Below are 16,921 nucleotides of genomic sequence, written 5' to 3'. Positions count from 1 at the left end.
ATCGACGTGGGCCTGAAGCAGGACGTAGTCGTCGTCAACGAGTTCTCGATCAAGATGCGGGATGGTTCAGGTTCCCGGGGCGCGACACCGGGCAGCTACGTCGAGCGCTACATGGCGCGACCGCAGGCCACCGAGTCGCTCGCCCCGGTGCAGCGGCTACGCACCGACGATTTCATCCTCCGCTACATGGCCCGGGCGTCGGCCGTCGAACGCGCAGGCTCACGCGTCGAGGTCAAAAACACGATGCGCCAGGCACAAGGCGACGGCGGCGTCGCGTTCGGGTACGGCTCGGTGTCATTGTCCGACGAGCAGCTGCGCGCGGCCAGCAAAGACATCCAGCGCCACTTCGACGCCGGGCGTACGGTGCTCAAGACCGTGCTCTCGTTCGACGAGGCGTACTTGAAGAAGCACCGCATCGTCGATCAGGACTTCCGCTGCGAGGCCCGGGGAGACTACCGCGGCCACATCGACCAGATGAAGCTACGCATGGCAATCATGCGCGGCCTGGAAAGAATGAGGTCAGGCAACAGCGGCTTCGACGACCTCCGCTACGTGGGCGTCATCCAGGTCGACACCGAGCACGTTCACTGCCATCTGGCGATGGTCGATGCCGGGACCGGCACAGTGACGCAGAACGGCACGCAGCGGGGCAAACTCTTGGACCGGCACAAGTCCAGACTGCGCAGGGGCATCGACTCGTGGCTCGACGAGAAGCAGGTGGTGGCGCACCTGTCCAGCGCCGTCGGCTACGAACGGCGCAACGTCACCACCTTCATCAAACGCTGGGCGCATGAGCGGATGCTCAATGATGCCCTGCCCCAGTTCCTGATTGCCTGCCTGCCTCAGGACCGCAGGCTGTGGCGCGCCGGTAGCAACGACCACAGAATGCGCAAGGCCAACCAGCTGGCGACCGAGCTGGTGACCGAGCAGCTCGAGCGTCCCGGCTCTCCAATGCCGCAAGCGATGGAGCGAATCGTCGACTATGCGAACGAACGTCGCGTGAAGGAAGCCTTGAGCACCGCCGAGTGGCGGCAGCTCGTGGACCGCGGTCGCGCCCGCGTCGTCGAGCAAGCGGTCAATGCCGTCTACCAACTTGTCAGATCACTGCCGGCCAACGAACTGGTCATCCGCACGCCCATGCTCGACGTCATGGGCATGGACTACGAGCAAATGGCCGCTCTGGCTCGCGATCAAAGCACCGACGGCTCGACCGAAGAGACAGATTTGATCTCGTTCGCCTTCCGGCTGCGCAGCTACAGCTCGCGGCTGGAGCACCACAAGGAGCGCGCCGCGGCATACCGGGATCTGGCCCGGCAATGGGCTGAAGCCGCAGCAGCTGGCGTCGCGGCCGCAGACTCACGTCCGCTGTACGACTTCTACCGCTTCGAGCTGGAGTACCACCGCAAGCTCATAGCCAAATACCAGCACTTCCTGCCGTTCGTCGCCGACACCGGGACGTGGTACGACAAGCACAAGCAACTCTCCGACTACGGGAAGCGACTCCGGTCACTGATCAGCCTGCGTGGGGACGCCTCGTTGCAGCGGATGAAAGACGCACACGAGGCCGAGCGGATCGGCAGGGAGATCTACCGACAGCCTGGGGGGCGCCTACTGACGGAAGGCACCAGCGGCAGGGCTGCGCTCGACCACCGGATTCTGACGATGCAGCGGCTCTACAACGAGCGTCTGGACCAGCTGCGGACCGATCTGTACGGATCCGGGCTGGCACTGAGACCTGTTCGCGCTGCCGGCGGGCCACCCGACGTAGAGATCAGACGAGGCGCAGACTACAAGTTCGACGACGTCAAAGCGCTCGACCTGCACCATCTGGGCTACGACTTCTTCTCCGATGTCACGGTCGGCGTCCAGGCCCGGACGGCCTTCGCCGCCGAAGCTGGGCAACGCCGGCGATTCTTGGTCGCAGCCATGGCCTATCTGGACGATTCCGGGCAGTCGCAGGCGATCGCGGACCTACCGGTCGACGACGTCGCGGCCATGACAAAGGTCGCCTCCCAGCTCGCACGCTCGGCGGACCCAGCGGGCCGAAGCGTGCTCCCGAGCCGCTTCGCGCAGCTGCGCGCCCAGCAGGAGCCCACCCACCGACAGACGACCTCGGCACTCGACGCAGGCCTGGTTGTCCGGCTCCAACAGCAGATCGATCAAGCCGTGGTCGAAGCGGGTATCCGGCCGAGCCCCAAGGCGCCGGACACCCACAGAAACGAGCCGGACCGGGAGTCCGAGACCAGCCGAACGAACCAATCATGGCTCGAATGATCATTCGAGGCTCTATCGACTCTTGCGCGAATCATTATTTGCGAACTAGTCTATGGATCATTCGCAGGCTGGGTCGAGTGCCCGCAGCGGATGTTGCCGATCGAGACCGGCTCGTGGTCGAGCTGGGCCGAACCAAGGAGAAGAGATCATGGCACTGCTCAAGGGCAAGGGCGCGATGACCGGCGTCAACCTGCTGGCCAAGACGTTCAACAACAACCTGACCAAGGACGGCAAGACGCGGTTCATCGATGTCCAGGTCGACCACCGCGACCCGCGCGGACCGGAGCAGACGAACCTGCACCTGGTCTCCCAGCGCACGCAGGACAAGGACGGCCAGACCCGTTTCAACAACGGCGCACCGTACTCGAGCGGCCAGTTCGTCAAGATCGTCGATGCGGCCGGTCCCAACTCCGAGCCGATCCTGGACAAGGACGGCCAAGAGGTCGGCCGCGTCTACGCGGTCAAGGCGAACGTGATGCCGTCATCCAAGGGGAGCGGGCTCGTCCTCAACTCGGAGTCACTCACCCAGTCGGACTTCAAGATCGACGCCAAGACAATGGACGGCCAGTTCGCCTCCATGAAGGCGGCGAAGGAGGCCGCGGGTAAGCCTGCCGAACAGCAATCGGCGGGGCCCGTCGCCGAAGCGCAGGCGACCGCCGAGCACGGCGACGTGCCGCTGTTCGAGGACTCCGCGATGTCTGCGGACGCCGAAGAGCTCGCGGTGGGCTAAGCGGGATCACGTCGCCCACCAGGCCCGGACGCGGGATGGGGTTCACCCGGTCCTCGCAACACCTCGATGGAGGCGTTGCGAGGGCCGTTTCATGACTGCAGACAAGGAGCAGCCGACGATGTTCGACGATGACCGGCTGGATGCGGCCTACGGACTGCTTGCTCGCCTATCCAGCCCTGTGAAGCAGCCCGAGCGGGAGGTCGTGGGCCGCGGATACGAGACGACGCAACTTCTGTCGGCGATGCGCCGGGCCGAGCTCTGCAACGCTCTCCTGCTGGCTCCGGCCGGTTCTGGCAAGACCGTCCTCGTTCAGGGCCTCAGCCAGGTGGATACCGAGCGGCTGTACCTCGAGGTCGACCCGTCGCGGATGATCTCCGAGGCCGGCAGCTCCGACCAGATGGCCGCGCTACTAAAACGCTTCTTCGACGATGCCGAACGCTTCGCCGCCGCCGAGGGGCGCGAACTGGTCCTCTTTATCGACGAGTTCCACCAGATCATCCAGCTCTCAGACGCAGCGGTCGAGGCGATCAAACCCGTGCTCGCGGCTTCTGGAGCCCGCGGCATCCGGGTGATCGCAGCGACGACCTACGAGGAGTTCCACCAGCACGTCGCACCGAACCAGCCACTTGTGGAACGTTTGCAGCGCATCAACCTCTCACCTCCGGACGAGGAGACCACGGTAAAGATCCTCCAAGGCATGGCCGCGCGCTATGGAGTCGTGGACCAGTTCCCCGACGACCACATCTTCCGGCTGATCTACGAGTACACCCAGAGGTACATGCCAGCGAGCTCACAACCACGCAAGTCCATCCTGGTGCTCGACTCGATGGTCGGCTGGCACCGGCACACGAAGCGGGCCATCGATCGCGACCTGCTCTCAGATGTACTCATGGAATCCCTGAACGTGAATGTAGCGTTTCGGGTAGATGGCACCATGATCAAGCAGCAGCTCGATCAGAAGGTGTACAGCCAGGATCTGGCCACGTCGGTCGTTGCGCGGCGGCTACAGCTTTGCGTTGCGGATCTCAACGATCCGTCGCGGCCGATGGCGTCGATGCTGTTCGCCGGGAGCACCGGTGTCGGGAAGACCGAGCTCACCAAACAGCTGGCGAAGTTGCTGTTCGGCGACGATCAGCGACACCTGATCCGGTTCGACATGACCGAATTCGCCTCGGACGACTCCTTCGGCCTCTTCCGCTCCGAGCTGACCAAGCGCGTATGGGACCTGTCTCACGCCGTGCTTCTGTTCGACGAGATCGAGAAGGCCTCGCCGATGGTCACCCGCGTTCTTCTCCAGGTCCTCGATGATGGCCGGCTGTCCGACGACAACAACCGCGAGGTGTCGTTCCTCAACGCCTACATCGTGCTCACGACGAACGCAGGCAGCGAGATCTTCGCGACGATCGCGCAGTACGAGCCAGATGACACCGGCTCGGGCAAGAAACTCAGGGACTACGACAAGCTGATCCGACGATCGATCTCGACCACCGCAGGCGACAATCGCTTCCCGCCCGAGCTGCTCGGGCGGATCGACTCGATCGTGCCGTTCCAGCCACTGTCACTGGAAACGCAGCGAAAGATCGTGAAGAACAAGCTGCGGAGCCTGGTCCAGGAGGTCCTGGTCAAGCACAACACGCGGGTCGTCGTCGACGAGCGGGTCCTGCAGTACCTGGTCGACGACAAGGGCGACTCCGACTCCGACGCAGGTGGCGCCCGGACGGCCGTGGCGAAACTGACCGACGAAGTCAGCACAGAACTGGCACGTTTCATCAACCAGTACCCCGGGGAGCGCCGACTACGGATCGACGTCGAGGGCCAGCTGGCTAGCGATCACAAGTCGATGCGGACCTCGGACGCGCACATCGTGGTCTCGGCGATGAGATAGCCAGCTCCCCACCTAGCGTACTCTCGAATGATCTATCGAGTGATCTATTGAATGATATATTCGGATGGTGTGGCATAGACCCCCTGGTAGACGAGGCAGATCGCGCTATAGATCGAAGGGACCCACTGGCATGAGCATCCTGACAGGGCCGAAGCATGCCGTCCGGAGGAAGGAACGGCAGAAGAAGCCAGACGAACTGCTGTCCTCAGTGGTCCGGGAGACCGCAATCCCGGCAGCGGTCGAGTTGCTCCGCAGCAACGAGCGCTTCACCTTCCCGAGCGGGACGGCATGGGTGGTGCTGGTGCTTTCGGCGGAGAGCATCGGCGGCCTGAGCAGACGCCACGGCCGCGACGAGGCCAGGGGTTCCATCATCGAGCTGATCGAGAACGACTCGATCCGTACCCTCGCGACAAGCGACATGCTGGACGAGCAGATCTTCGGGATCATCCCGACGCCCGGGACTCTCGAGCGTATGGACGAATACGGGTTGCTCACTGGCGCGGACTACACCTGGGCCGTGGTCTACCAGCGCGGCGCGCAGGAAGTTCAGGTCGAATTGGCGGCGGCAGCAACCTTCCCGCAGGCGCAAGGAGTCTCGCAGGGTCGGATCGATCTCAAGGACGTGGTCGGCGCCGAAGCGTGGGCCCAGCACAGCGGCGAAGCGAGCGTGGATGGCGGGTTTGCCGAGGCGGCGGACGGCGGCGATGTGGACCTCGGTACTCTCACCGCCGCCACGAACCCAGGACGTGGCGACGAGGGCGACCCCCTGTTCGACGAAGTGCCAGCATTCGGCACCGGACTGGACGAGGACCCTGACTTTTCGGTTGCCCTCGGTGATGACGAGGTTCTCGACTCCCCCGCCTTCGAAGAGGCTGGTATCCACGACGAGGTCTTGGATGGCCAGTCCGGGGAGATCATTGATCCCGGCGAGGCCCTAGGCGACGAGGCGTTCGCCAACGAAGCGTGGAGCCGGCCTACGGACGACCTGGTGGAGGCTCCCGTGGCAGACCAGGCTCAGGTGCGCGGAAATCTGGCCCGCAGGTTCCTCAGTGAGGACCTCGACTTGCAGATCACGCTGGACGAGTTCGCGGCATCGTTCGGTGTCGGCGCGCTGACAGTTCAGATCGAGGTACCCACCGAGGCGACCTCGTGGCTCGGGGACCAGATTGCGCAACTCGTTCGGCAGGCGAACGCCCAGCTGGCACAGCTGCACGCGGACGGCGAGACGACTTTGCAAACGCACTTCGTCACGCTGATGAGCCTGCACGCCGAGCAGGTCATTCGTGAGGTCTCCATCGACCGTGACGGCAGCATCTACCGGGAGCTCACGGCCGGCGCGAAGGCCGAGTACCGAGACAGCCTCGCCGCCAAGGAAGACACAAGCCGGCAGGCTCAGGCCGAGATCCTGCAGGCCTTCGAAGCGGCCATCACTCGGATCGGCCAGCAGGCCGCGGCTCACGCAGAAGGTCAGTACCGCGAACGGAACAGGGCACGGATCCAGCGTGAGCAAGTCGACGCCGTCGCGGCGATCGAAGCGAAGATCGAGAACGACTACGCCTACACCCAGCAGGAGATCCTTGGTCTGCGCCGCAAGGACGCGCAGCGCAAGATGGCCATCGGCATGACGCGGGTTTTCGAGGTGCTGGCCGAGCGTCAGGAGGAGAATCTGGCAGCCGAGCGTGCGCTGCTGGTGCACCTGACCGACGAGATCCAGCGTGTCATCGACGAGAACCGCAAGAACGACATCAGTCGTGCGCAAGCGCTGCTCACCGAGCAGGCCACCTTCGACCGGGTCAGCGCGCTCGAACGCGAACAAGCCGAGATGATCGCGCGGCTGCGCGCAGAGCACGCGGAACAGCTGCGGAGGGCCGAGGATGAGTTCGAGCGCGCGCGCCAATCCGCGATCGAGCAGTTGCGGGTCCGGGACGAGGAGTGGCAGCACGCCCTCAGCCTGGAGAGGGAGAAGTCGACCTCACAGACGAACCGTGTGACCGACCTGCTCGCCCAGATGGACCACATGGGCAAGTCGTTCCGCAAGCAGTACGACGCGCGGATCAATGATCTGCAGGCAGACCGCCAGGCCTACATCAAAGATCTGGAGCGCTCGAACCTGATGCAGTCGCGATCCAACGAGGCACTGATCGCGATGGCAGTGATCCTCGCGTTGCTCATGCTGGCCGGCGGGTTCGTCATCGGCGCGGCCGTCACCTGAACACATCGCAGCACCCGAGCGGCTTGCGGACAGAAGCAAGGATCGACAGCAGCGCCCGAGGATCATCTCGGGCGCGCCGTCGTCGACGACTCAGCGATAGCGGAACCACGAGGAGTGCACCATGGCGCGAGGTAAACGGAAAGCGGCGCGGCCGACGGCAAGCAACTGGGACAAGATCTCGGCCCGGGAGTCCGGCCAGACGCTGACCAACCGCGACGTGCACGAGGGCCAGCAGCTCGACCGTGGCCAACTCAGGACGAGGCGCTCCAAGCGCGCCGGGATCATCGCCGCGATCGTTGTCGGCATCATCGTCGCGATCGTGGCCTGGGTTCTGTACTCCGTGATCGCCCTGGCAGCGACAGGGCTGGGAACAGTGGTGTCGAACGCCGGCAACGGCGACGACCAAGGCCGAAAGTACTACGTCGAGTCGACGCGCACCGTTGAGGGTGGCGGTGTCCAGGCGTGCTACCAGCAGCTCGACAAGAACGGTCAGCCCGCCGGGAGTTGTTACCCGCAGATCGCCGACGTACCTGTGCCGAAGTGGTATACCGCCAAGCAACGCGACGCTACGAATCCCGGACATGAGGCCGCCGCTACGACGAGCCTCGGCACCGAACTGGCCGAGGGGTCCGGCCTCAAGCTGTTCGTCTCACTGGGAACCGGACTTCTGTCGGCAGTGGCGCTGGCAGCCTGGGCTTCCCGGCGGGTGGACGCCGCCAACCTTATGCACGACACCACAGACATCAACCAGTACGAGAACGACCAGCACATCGCACTTCCCGAGGAGATCCAGCGCAAGTTCGACTGGTTCCCCGATGCCGGCGCGCACTCGGCTGTGCAGGTCTCCTCGATGATCAGCCACATGATGCTCCAGAAGAAGGGGCTCAAGAAGGTCACAGTGCCCCGCCGCGCCGGCAACGACGTCCTGGACGAGGAGGGCAACGTCGTCTACTACGCCGGCGAGGCACTCGACGACGACAACGGTGATCCGCTGGTCGACTCACTGCCGATCATCGACGAGCAGTTCGGCGACGACCTCTTCGAGACGTCCGGGCTGCCGAGCGACCGGCGCCTGCGGACCAAGTACAGCACCGCGGCGATCCCGTACAACGAGGATGGCAAGGACCGCGACAAGCTCGGGCCGTACAAGAGCGTCGCCGAGCTGATCAACGACGACTGGGAATTCCCCGCCTATGAGGTCCAGCGCCCCGCCGGGGCGTACATCGTCGACACCGCCCCGGTGAACACGATGGTGCTGGCCATCACCCGCGCGGGCAAGGGTCAGACGTACATCGAGCCGATGCTCGACATGTGGTCGCGCGAGAAGCGCCCGTCCAACATGGTCATCAACGACCCCAAGGGCGAGCTGCTCGTGAAGAACTACATCCCGTTCGTCACCCGCGGGTTCGAACCGGTGCAGTTCAACCTCATCAACGCCATGAAAACCGACATCTACAACCCGCTCGGTATGGCAGCCGATGCGGCCCGCGAGGGTGACTCGACCAAGTGCGCCCTGTACGTCGAGAACATCGCCGATGTCTTCTTCCCAGTCGACGGTGGCGAGGACCCCGTGTGGCCGAACGCGGCGAACAACGCCTTCAAACGGGCGGCCTACGGCCTGATCGACTTCTATCTCGAAGAGGAGCGCGAACTGCGCGAGCACGCGGCGGCGACGCGCATGGATCCCGAAACGCTCGAGAAGCGGCTCGACGACATGTGGGGGCACGTCACCCTCTACAACTGCTATCAGCTCTTCGTCCAGCTCACGAGCAAGAAGCTCAAGAACCCTGAGGCCGAGCTGGAGAAGAAGGTCAAAGCCGGTGTGTTCGAGAACGACGAAGCCGGGCTCGAGGCAGCCCGCGACGATGCCGAGCGGCAGGCGTTCCTGTGGGAAGGCAAGGCAGAGCAAGACATGCTCACGCTCTACTTCAACGCGACCGAGGCGCTACCGACCAACACCATGCGCACGCTCATCGGCAACGCCGACAACGCCCTGCGCGCGATGGCCGGGGCCGAGAAGATGCTCGCCTCGGTCTACGGCATCGCGATCACCGCTATGAGTTTCTTCACCGACCCCACGATCTCGACCCTCACGTCGGGCAGGCCCTCGCAGAACACGGACCTGGGCGGGCTGTCATTCCCTCGCCGGCTCGGCGTGCGCTTCTCGATGAACTACCTCAAGCGTGACCACCTCATCGGCCAGCAAGCAGTGTGGTCGGCCTACGCCGACCCGAAGTTCAACAAGCCCCTGGGCGCGGACTTCGACCACTCCGACATCGTTTCGCGCGAAGGCTGGGCACGGTACTACTTCAAGGGGAAGTTCCCCGGTGACGAGGCCTGGCTCAAGCTCGAACTAGTGAACCCGCAGTCGAAGATGCTCGTGCGCACCTTCTACTTCCACTTCAAAAAGAACTATCAGGTCTCGCTCAATGGCCGCCACTACGTCGCCGAGCCCGTCACAGGAAAGAAGATCGTCAAGAACGGTGTGATCCGCGAGCTCCGACCGATCCACCAAGACGGGAAGCCAGGCGGGACGATCACTGGATTCCAGCCGGCCGACACCACCTACCCACAGGATCGTCTCGACCTCACGGCATCGGGTGCTCCCGAGAAAGTCAGGGGACGGGCGCGCGCCATTACACAGACGATGGTGCGGTACTCCGAGGCCCCGAAGGCCGTGTTCCTGGTGACCCCACCACACCTGATGAAGTACGCGAAGCTGATCTTGATCCTGATCAAGCAGCTGGTCGACCTCAACTTCGACAAGTCGTACATGACGAAGAGCAATCAGAAGCCGCTGTACAAGACACGGTTCATGCTCGACGAACTGGGCAATTTGCAGTCCGACGGGAACGGCATCGCCGGCTTCGAGACGATGCTCTCCATCGGCCTTGGCCAAGAACAGCAGTTCACCCTCATCCTGCAGACACTGCAGCAGTTGCGCGACGTCTACGGCGAAAGCGTCGACAAGATCGTCCAGGGCAACACCAGCAACATCGTGTTTCTCAAGTCGACCGACGACTCCATGCTCGAGACGCTCGAAAAGATGAGCGGCACCACACACAAGTCGTACATCGACTCCAAGCAGGTCAGCCAGGACCTGGACAAGGTCATCGGAGGCAGGACCGAGGGCCGGGTGTCCTACACGATGAACACCAAGGAAGAGCCGCTGATCAAGTACAACGACATGGCCTTCATCTCCGAGCGGAACTCGATCGTCTTCCGCGCGGGCGACGCACCGGTGTGGAACCGCAACGCGACGAGCCTACCGATGGCGTACCGGCTGTTCAGGGACACGATTGTCCACCCCGGGCACGACTACTCGCTGCAGACCATCCCGACGTTGAGCTCGGCGCTGGAGTTCGACGTGCGCATGAACCAGCCGGACTTCCGCAAGATGCTCGACAAGCGGATGAAGCAGGCGATCCACTCCGGAGCCGCGAAGAACGTGTACCAGGAAAGCTACGGCTACGCCGATGTCGACATCGCGCGACTGGACCCGGACATCTATTCCGACGAGGTCATGGAGATCGTGCAAATGAAACTCAACGTCGAGCAGGGCCGCGACCCGCACGCAGTCCCCGAGATCGACGCCGACGAACTCGACGTCGCCCTGATCTACGACGACGAACAAGTCGTCGACAACGTTGAACTGGCCGCAGAGGTCGCTGCGCGCGGAGCCGCGGCAGCGGCACGCGAGCGCCTCATCTACGCCGAGGGCACGATCAGCAAAGACATGCTGGTCAAACCTGACGGGACCGCGCGGATCAAGAGCCTGGACCGGCAGATCACCGAGGCCTACAAGTCGGCACTCGTCGAACTCCATCAGGACCGAGACCACTTCTCGGTCGGCCCAGGCAACGAACTGCGCAGCGCCGACGGTTCCCTGACCTACATCCGTCCACTGCGCTCATCCAGCTTCGCCGAGGCCGCTCACAAGCTCAACGACGCGGCGCGCGCGAGCGACTCGCGTGTCTATCTCGACGACGAACTGAGCCTGACGGACCTGCAGACGCTGGCAACAGTGGAGATCTCCGCGGACTTCTACCGGTTCCTCGCCTCGCTGCCGACCTGGGAACACCTGGCCGGCGGCGCCTTCGACCGAGCCATGGCAATCGAGATGCTGGGCCGCACATCCCCCTAGACAGCACCATCGTCGATCCATCATTGAATGCTCACTCTAGTCATTATTCGGAGTCTTCCGATACTCTCTATTGGATGCTTATGAGCCGATCACTCCGATGGAGACGATGACGATGAAGACAGGGCACGGACTGCGGCGGTACTTCTACGAGTACGTCGCCTACGAGGCGATCCGGCTGGCACGTGAGAGGACTGGGCGGATCATCCCGATCTCCCAGGCCAAGGCCGTCAGGCGGCGGACCGACGACCGTCTGGCCGAGCAGGGCAGGTCGGTTGCCGACCCGAACCTCGGCGTGCAGGACCTCCTAACAGCTTTGGAGGCGTCAATCCGGGAAACTGTGCCGGGCTGCGAGCCGATTTTCGCCGACCACTCGGTCATGGACCCCCTGCTACAAAGCCTCCAGGCACAGTTCATGCGCCAGGTAGGGCTGGGTGATTCGGCCAAGGCGACCCCGGCGCTGCCCATCAGCCCGTACGACCCGCAGTGGTCCCAGCGCGCAACCGTCAAGAGCGCCGGCACAACTATGGTCTACCTGCCCGACGAGACGATCGAGCAGGACATGGGCGGCGAGACCAGCCGTGCGGCGAGCCCCAAACACGGGCAGGCGACGCTGTGGATCGCTGACGGCGACGGCAAGCTGTCCGAGGCCGGCCCAGCGATGACCGACGAGGACGCCTGCGGGCTGACCGCGCTGCGTGACCTGATGAGCGTCCGCGAGTACCAGCAGGTGCGCCAATGGGTACTGGACGGCGGCCGCGACCCGCGCACCGGCCGCGTGGACCGCGACAGGTTCATGTCTCCTCTCGCCGTCGAGCGATCCGTCGCGATTCTGCGCGAACTGCAAGACCAAGGTCTCGGCTATGAGGTTCGCCGCGACCAGAACCCCGGCCAGATCAAAGCCCGCGTCTCCGGAACCGGGATGGAGATCCGCCTCACCGAGCCACGGGCGCGCGAGGACTACGCCGGCGCGCGCATCTACGACAACGGCCTGGTCGTGCGCTACTCAACCAACCACAAGCTTGAGCGAGGCAAGACTGCGGTCCACTCCCCCACGCCTGACGAGGCCGTCGATCTGCTTCGCTTCGCGCAGGGGCGGGCAGTGCCGCGCCGCGACCGTCCCGAACTCCTGGCCGGCCAGATCGGATCGACGCACCTCGAGACGGCCCGCAGAGGCCGCCGAGGAAGTGCGGAGTCGACCGAGGTCGAGGACAGCTACCACGTCGGCAAGGAGTCGATGTTCGTTGTCAAGGACTACCGCGCACCGGGCCAGCATCAGCGCGAGGGCTCGAAGGTGATGCTCCGCCGCGAGGCGGCCGACCGCAGCCTGCCCGAGTTCTTCGTCAACGCCGAAGTCGCCGAGCAATACCTGTCGCAGGCCGTGGAGAGCGCGCGGGTGAATCTGCGGATCGCGCTCGACGCCGAAGGCCTGATCACCGCGTTCGAACAGCAACGAGCCGATGGACTCAACCTCGTCGAGTTCGAGCCGCCGGAGCATTCCAGCGACCCTGAGGTCGCCGCCGTGCAGCGCGCCTACTGGGACGTTCTCACCGGCCATCGCACCGAATTGCTACGCCCCGGCGCGACGGCCGAGATGTACGAGGAGCGTCTCGGCATGATCGGGGAGTTCCAGGCCGCCGGGCCGGGCATCCAGCCGGACTTCGGAAACCTCGTCTACGGCGGCACCGCCGAGGAGAAGGTCCGTGCGCACGCCGAGGAGATCCTCGACGAGCTGGTCGGCAACCTCGAGCCCGAACCGCGCTTGGTAGACGACGACCTCGTCGAGCAGCGCTTCGACCCAGTGCGCGTCGCCAAATACATGACCAGCCCGAAAGGCCAGTGGTCCAACCTCGACGAGCTGGCCCAGGCACTGCGCCGCCTCCATGCCGGACCGAGCGAGATGCTCGGTTCCGGGTTCCAGACCGACCGATTCAAGGACCGGCTCGTCCGTTTCGACCAGACGACGGCGGTGCCAGTGGACACGCATGGTTCGGCGTTTCTGCGCCGCATCGGCCAGACAGTCCATTCCAGTCTCGCGCGCAACGCTACCGAGCCGGGCGAGGTCCTCATCGACGAGCAGGGCGTCATCAGATGGACCGCCGAAAAGATGAGGCGTGACAGCTCAACCACGGCGGTGGCCGGCGAGATCGGCCAAGTTTTCGAGCCCGGTGAGTACGGTGAGATTCTGACCCGTTTCGCCAGCGGCGACAACGGTCTCATCGTCCCCGGCTACGAGGCACGGATCGCGCCTCAGGTTCCGGGTGAGACCAAGAGCGTAGAGGAACGGACGCTGCTGCGCGGCTACGAGCAGGCCATGACCGAGCGGATCGAGTACCAAATCGCAGGCGATCTCCTCTCCGGTCGTAGCGAGGTCGGAGAAGGCGCGTCGCTCAACCGTGTGTACTCACAGCTGTACGGCACCAAACACCCGGTCGACTTCATCGACCGCGCCCGTGGGGAGAAGTCCGGTGAACTCGATCCGTGGGCGACAGCCATCCTCGCCACCGAGGCCAGACGCGTCCGCTACTCCAACGAGATCAAAGCCGGCTCGACGGTCTACGCCGAGCACCAGGCGGGGAAGGGGGAGTCCGATCCCGCCGACGACAACCACTTCGACGCTTGGAAGCTCACCGGCGGCCGGAACATGGCAGTGCTCACGGGCAGCGACCAGAACGGACTGACCGCGCCCGGGGGCTACTTCGACCCAGTGATGACCGGCGGAGCAACCAACCAGGGCATCGCCCGCTACCTCACCGAAGACGCACAGGTGCGCCCGGACGGCCGGATCGTCCCCGGCGACCCGGCGACGGCGACCGGTGCGCGTGCCCCGCTGATGAACCGCCCCGAACTCGAGACGCTCCGCTATGACCCGTTCGACCGTCAGCAGATGACGGCATCCACCCTGATGCAGTCCTCGAAGATCACCGCGGCCACCGGCACCGCGATGATGACGTTCGGCGGCTGGACCGCCGATGACCCGATCGTCATCAGCCGCGAGTTCGCACAGACCAACCAGATCCGCGGTGCGGGCGGCAACCTGCGCGACCTCGTCGTCGGCGACAAGCTCTCGGACCTGCACGGCAACAAAGGCGTGGTCTCGCTGATCGTGGACCGCGGCATAACCACGCAAGCCGCCGAGCGGGAGAACCTCGGACGCGAGGCCGCCTGGTTCCGCGCGAACCCGGACCTGCACGTGGTATTGAGCCCGTTCTCGCTGATCTCGCGGCGCAACGCAGGCTCCGGGCGCGAGCTCATATCCGGCGGTGCCAGCGACCTGGTTGCCCCGGACGGGAGCGCGCAGGCGGGAGGCCTGGGACGGATGCGGTTCATCGTCACGCACATGGCGGTCGACGAGAAGACGAAGGTCTACGACGACGGGGCGGTGCTGTCCGGGAAGGGACGCAAGGCATCCTCGCAGCTGGCGTGGGCACTCGGCGCCCAGGACTGCCCAGCGATCATGCAGGAGTTCTACGGTTCCAACGCCGGCGCCGAGACCAATCTGCGCGAGTACATGCTCAGCGTAGGCATCGCCATGGACGCCGACGGCACTCTGCACGTGGTCGGCCTTGGCGAAGAAGACCGCGGAAGAAGCCAGGACACTGGCGACGAACTGCCCGTACGTCGGCTGTTCGCGATGCCCGAACTGACGCGGACCTCGAACGGCGGACTCCACACCCTGGCAATGCGCCGAGCCTTCGGGGCACTCATCGGCGACAAAGGCGGCGACCTCGAGATCCCGTTCCCGCTCAGTTACCCGACTTCAGAGCAGACCGAGGCAGTCTCCGAGACTTCCTGGAAGCTGCCGGTGCTCTCCTCCCACCTGCGCTCGGGGCAGGAGTTCGACGACGGCAGCGTGATCACCCACGACTACACCAACCGCTACCTAGACATCCATGAACAGGCGTGCCGTTACCGCTGGCTGCAGGAAAAGCTCGAAACCGGCGGGTCGCTCAGCCAAGGCAAGCGCGAAGAGCTCGTCGACGGCATGAACGAGGCCGCCGCACGTGCCCAGCGCAGCTTTGAGGCCATCAACTCCGACCTGGAGCAACGGATCTTCAGCGGAAAGCACAACATCTTCAAGACAGGACTCATGTCGAGCCGACTCGCTGACTCCGCGACGGCCGTCTGGACCGCCGATCCCCGCCTGGACATCGACCAGATCGCGCTCAGCCCGGTCATGGCCGACCAGCTCGGCCTGGCCGAGGGCGACCACGCGCTGGTCTGGCGCGACCCGGTGCTGCGTGATGCAGGCGTGCGCTACCTGCGCGTCGCGGTCGACCAGCGCCTCACCGGCGTGGCGATCAACCCGGTGATGGACCAGTGCTTCGACGGCGACTTCGATGGTGATGCGGTGGCCGTGGTGAAGCTCCACAGCCAGGCCGCCAGGATCGAGGCCATGGCGAAGCTCTCTGTGCCGGCGAATCTCCTGGACACAGGAGCCCTGAGCCACCGCGGCACTCACCCGTTCGCCATGCAAATCTCCCTCGACACGCAAGTGGCGCTCTCGAAGAGCCCCGAACTGCGCCAAGAGCTGGACCGCCTGAGTGGTGCGACAAACCTCATCAAACAAGGTGCAGGCCATGAGGACGCCGAGACGACTCGCGCGCGCCAAGACGACGTGACGAGGCAGCTGAGTGGCTTCTACCGCAGCGCGCAGCGCAACGAGTTCGGAACCGCTTTGTCCTTCGCGGACCTGCAGTCGCACCTGAACAGCGTGCGCGATGTCTGCGTCACCACCGGCGCCAAAGGCAACGTGCAGAAGCTGACCGACTACGCCAGGTACCTCGGCGGCCGCAGCGGACGCTCAGGCATCACCCAGGCCGACCAAGAGGCCTCCATGTTCGCCACAGCGATCAAGACCCACGGCACAGGACTCGGCGGCTCCTACAGTCAGCGCGCCGTCCGCGCGCTGCGCAACGCCGACCTGAAGGCGGTACTCGAGGTCACCTATCCCGTCACACAGTCGATCCTGCAGGCCAAGCACGACGCAGGCGAGGCCAGACACAAGTACGAGATGCTGCAAGGCCCCGGCCGCGATCTGTGGCGCGGGCGCCTGCTCGAACACCTCGGCCCGGGCAAATGGCGCACGGTGTTCGAGGACGGCGCACCGGTCCAGGCAACCAAGGAGCAGTGGGCCGACCAGTTCGTCGACTTCTACACGGCAAGAGACGGCTTCGGCGTTCTGGTCAACCCCGAATACGTCGACCGGGTCGCCGAGGCTCTGACCGACCCCAGGACCGGACTCGTTCGCAACCTGGAGGACGACCCTTCGCTGCAGGGATCACTGATGGATCGCATGGCCTACGGCGGCACCCTCGGCGACCTGATCATCGCCGCCGCCAAACGCGAGAACCTTTTCGACGGCGAGAAGAACGAACAGTTCTGCTGCGCCGCAACGCGGCGCTCCCGCCGGACTCCAACTGCACAGCCGGAGGACCTGGGTCACAGCACCGGACCCCGCGCACAAACCATTGCCCCTGCTCTCGTGTGGCGCGACGTCGTCCCCGACGAGCACGTCGCAACGCAGGCACGAGGCAGCCAGCGCGGCTCGGCACACGCCGTCGCCATGACCACACGGCAACGGCCAGCCCGCATCCCGCCCCGGTCCTCTGTGCCCTCGATCGACATCGACCCGCCGGCGACTGCCGACGGCTCTGACTACGAGATGGGGAGCTGAGC

6 protein-coding genes are annotated in these 16,921 nt (G+C 64.7%); all 6 read left to right on the top strand.

The genetic code is table 11. From position 1 onward, the window contains the following. The first annotated feature begins 6 nt into the window (after positions 1-6). Complete coding sequence (gene mobL / locus ACLQ2O_RS15660) at positions 7-2,274, top strand: relaxase MobL (protein ID WP_425831781.1); 2,268 nt, start codon at positions 7-9, stop codon at positions 2,272-2,274. Between the two features lie 148 nt (positions 2,275-2,422). Beyond that, on the top strand, positions 2,423-3,004 hold the full coding sequence (locus ACLQ2O_RS15655; protein ID WP_425831779.1) for a hypothetical protein: 582 nt from the start codon (positions 2,423-2,425) through the stop codon (positions 3,002-3,004). Between the two features lie 91 nt (positions 3,005-3,095). Continuing rightward, complete coding sequence (locus ACLQ2O_RS15650; RefSeq protein ID WP_425831777.1) at positions 3,096-4,889, top strand: AAA family ATPase; 1,794 nt, start codon at positions 3,096-3,098, stop codon at positions 4,887-4,889. Between the two features lie 130 nt (positions 4,890-5,019). After that, positions 5,020-7,101 (top strand): hypothetical protein, encoded by a 2,082-nt coding sequence (locus ACLQ2O_RS15645; protein WP_425831775.1) that lies wholly within the window; start codon positions 5,020-5,022, stop codon positions 7,099-7,101. A 121-nt stretch (positions 7,102-7,222) separates the two neighbouring features. Next, the gene (locus tag ACLQ2O_RS15640) at positions 7,223-11,245 is read left to right on the top strand and encodes a type IV secretory system conjugative DNA transfer family protein (RefSeq protein WP_425831773.1); all 4,023 of its coding nucleotides are present in this window, start codon (positions 7,223-7,225) and stop codon (positions 11,243-11,245) included. A 97-nt stretch (positions 11,246-11,342) separates the two neighbouring features. Further along, positions 11,343-16,919 (top strand): hypothetical protein, encoded by a 5,577-nt coding sequence (locus tag ACLQ2O_RS15635; protein WP_425831771.1) that lies wholly within the window; start codon positions 11,343-11,345, stop codon positions 16,917-16,919. Positions 16,920-16,921: the final 2 nt, after the last annotated feature.

The organism is Kribbella sp. DT2 (assembly GCF_049844575.1).
Lineage (GTDB): Bacteria > Actinomycetota > Actinomycetes > Propionibacteriales > Kribbellaceae > Kribbella.
The sequence above is the reverse complement of the archived record's forward strand: the minus strand, read 5'-3'. Positions and strand labels throughout refer to the sequence as shown.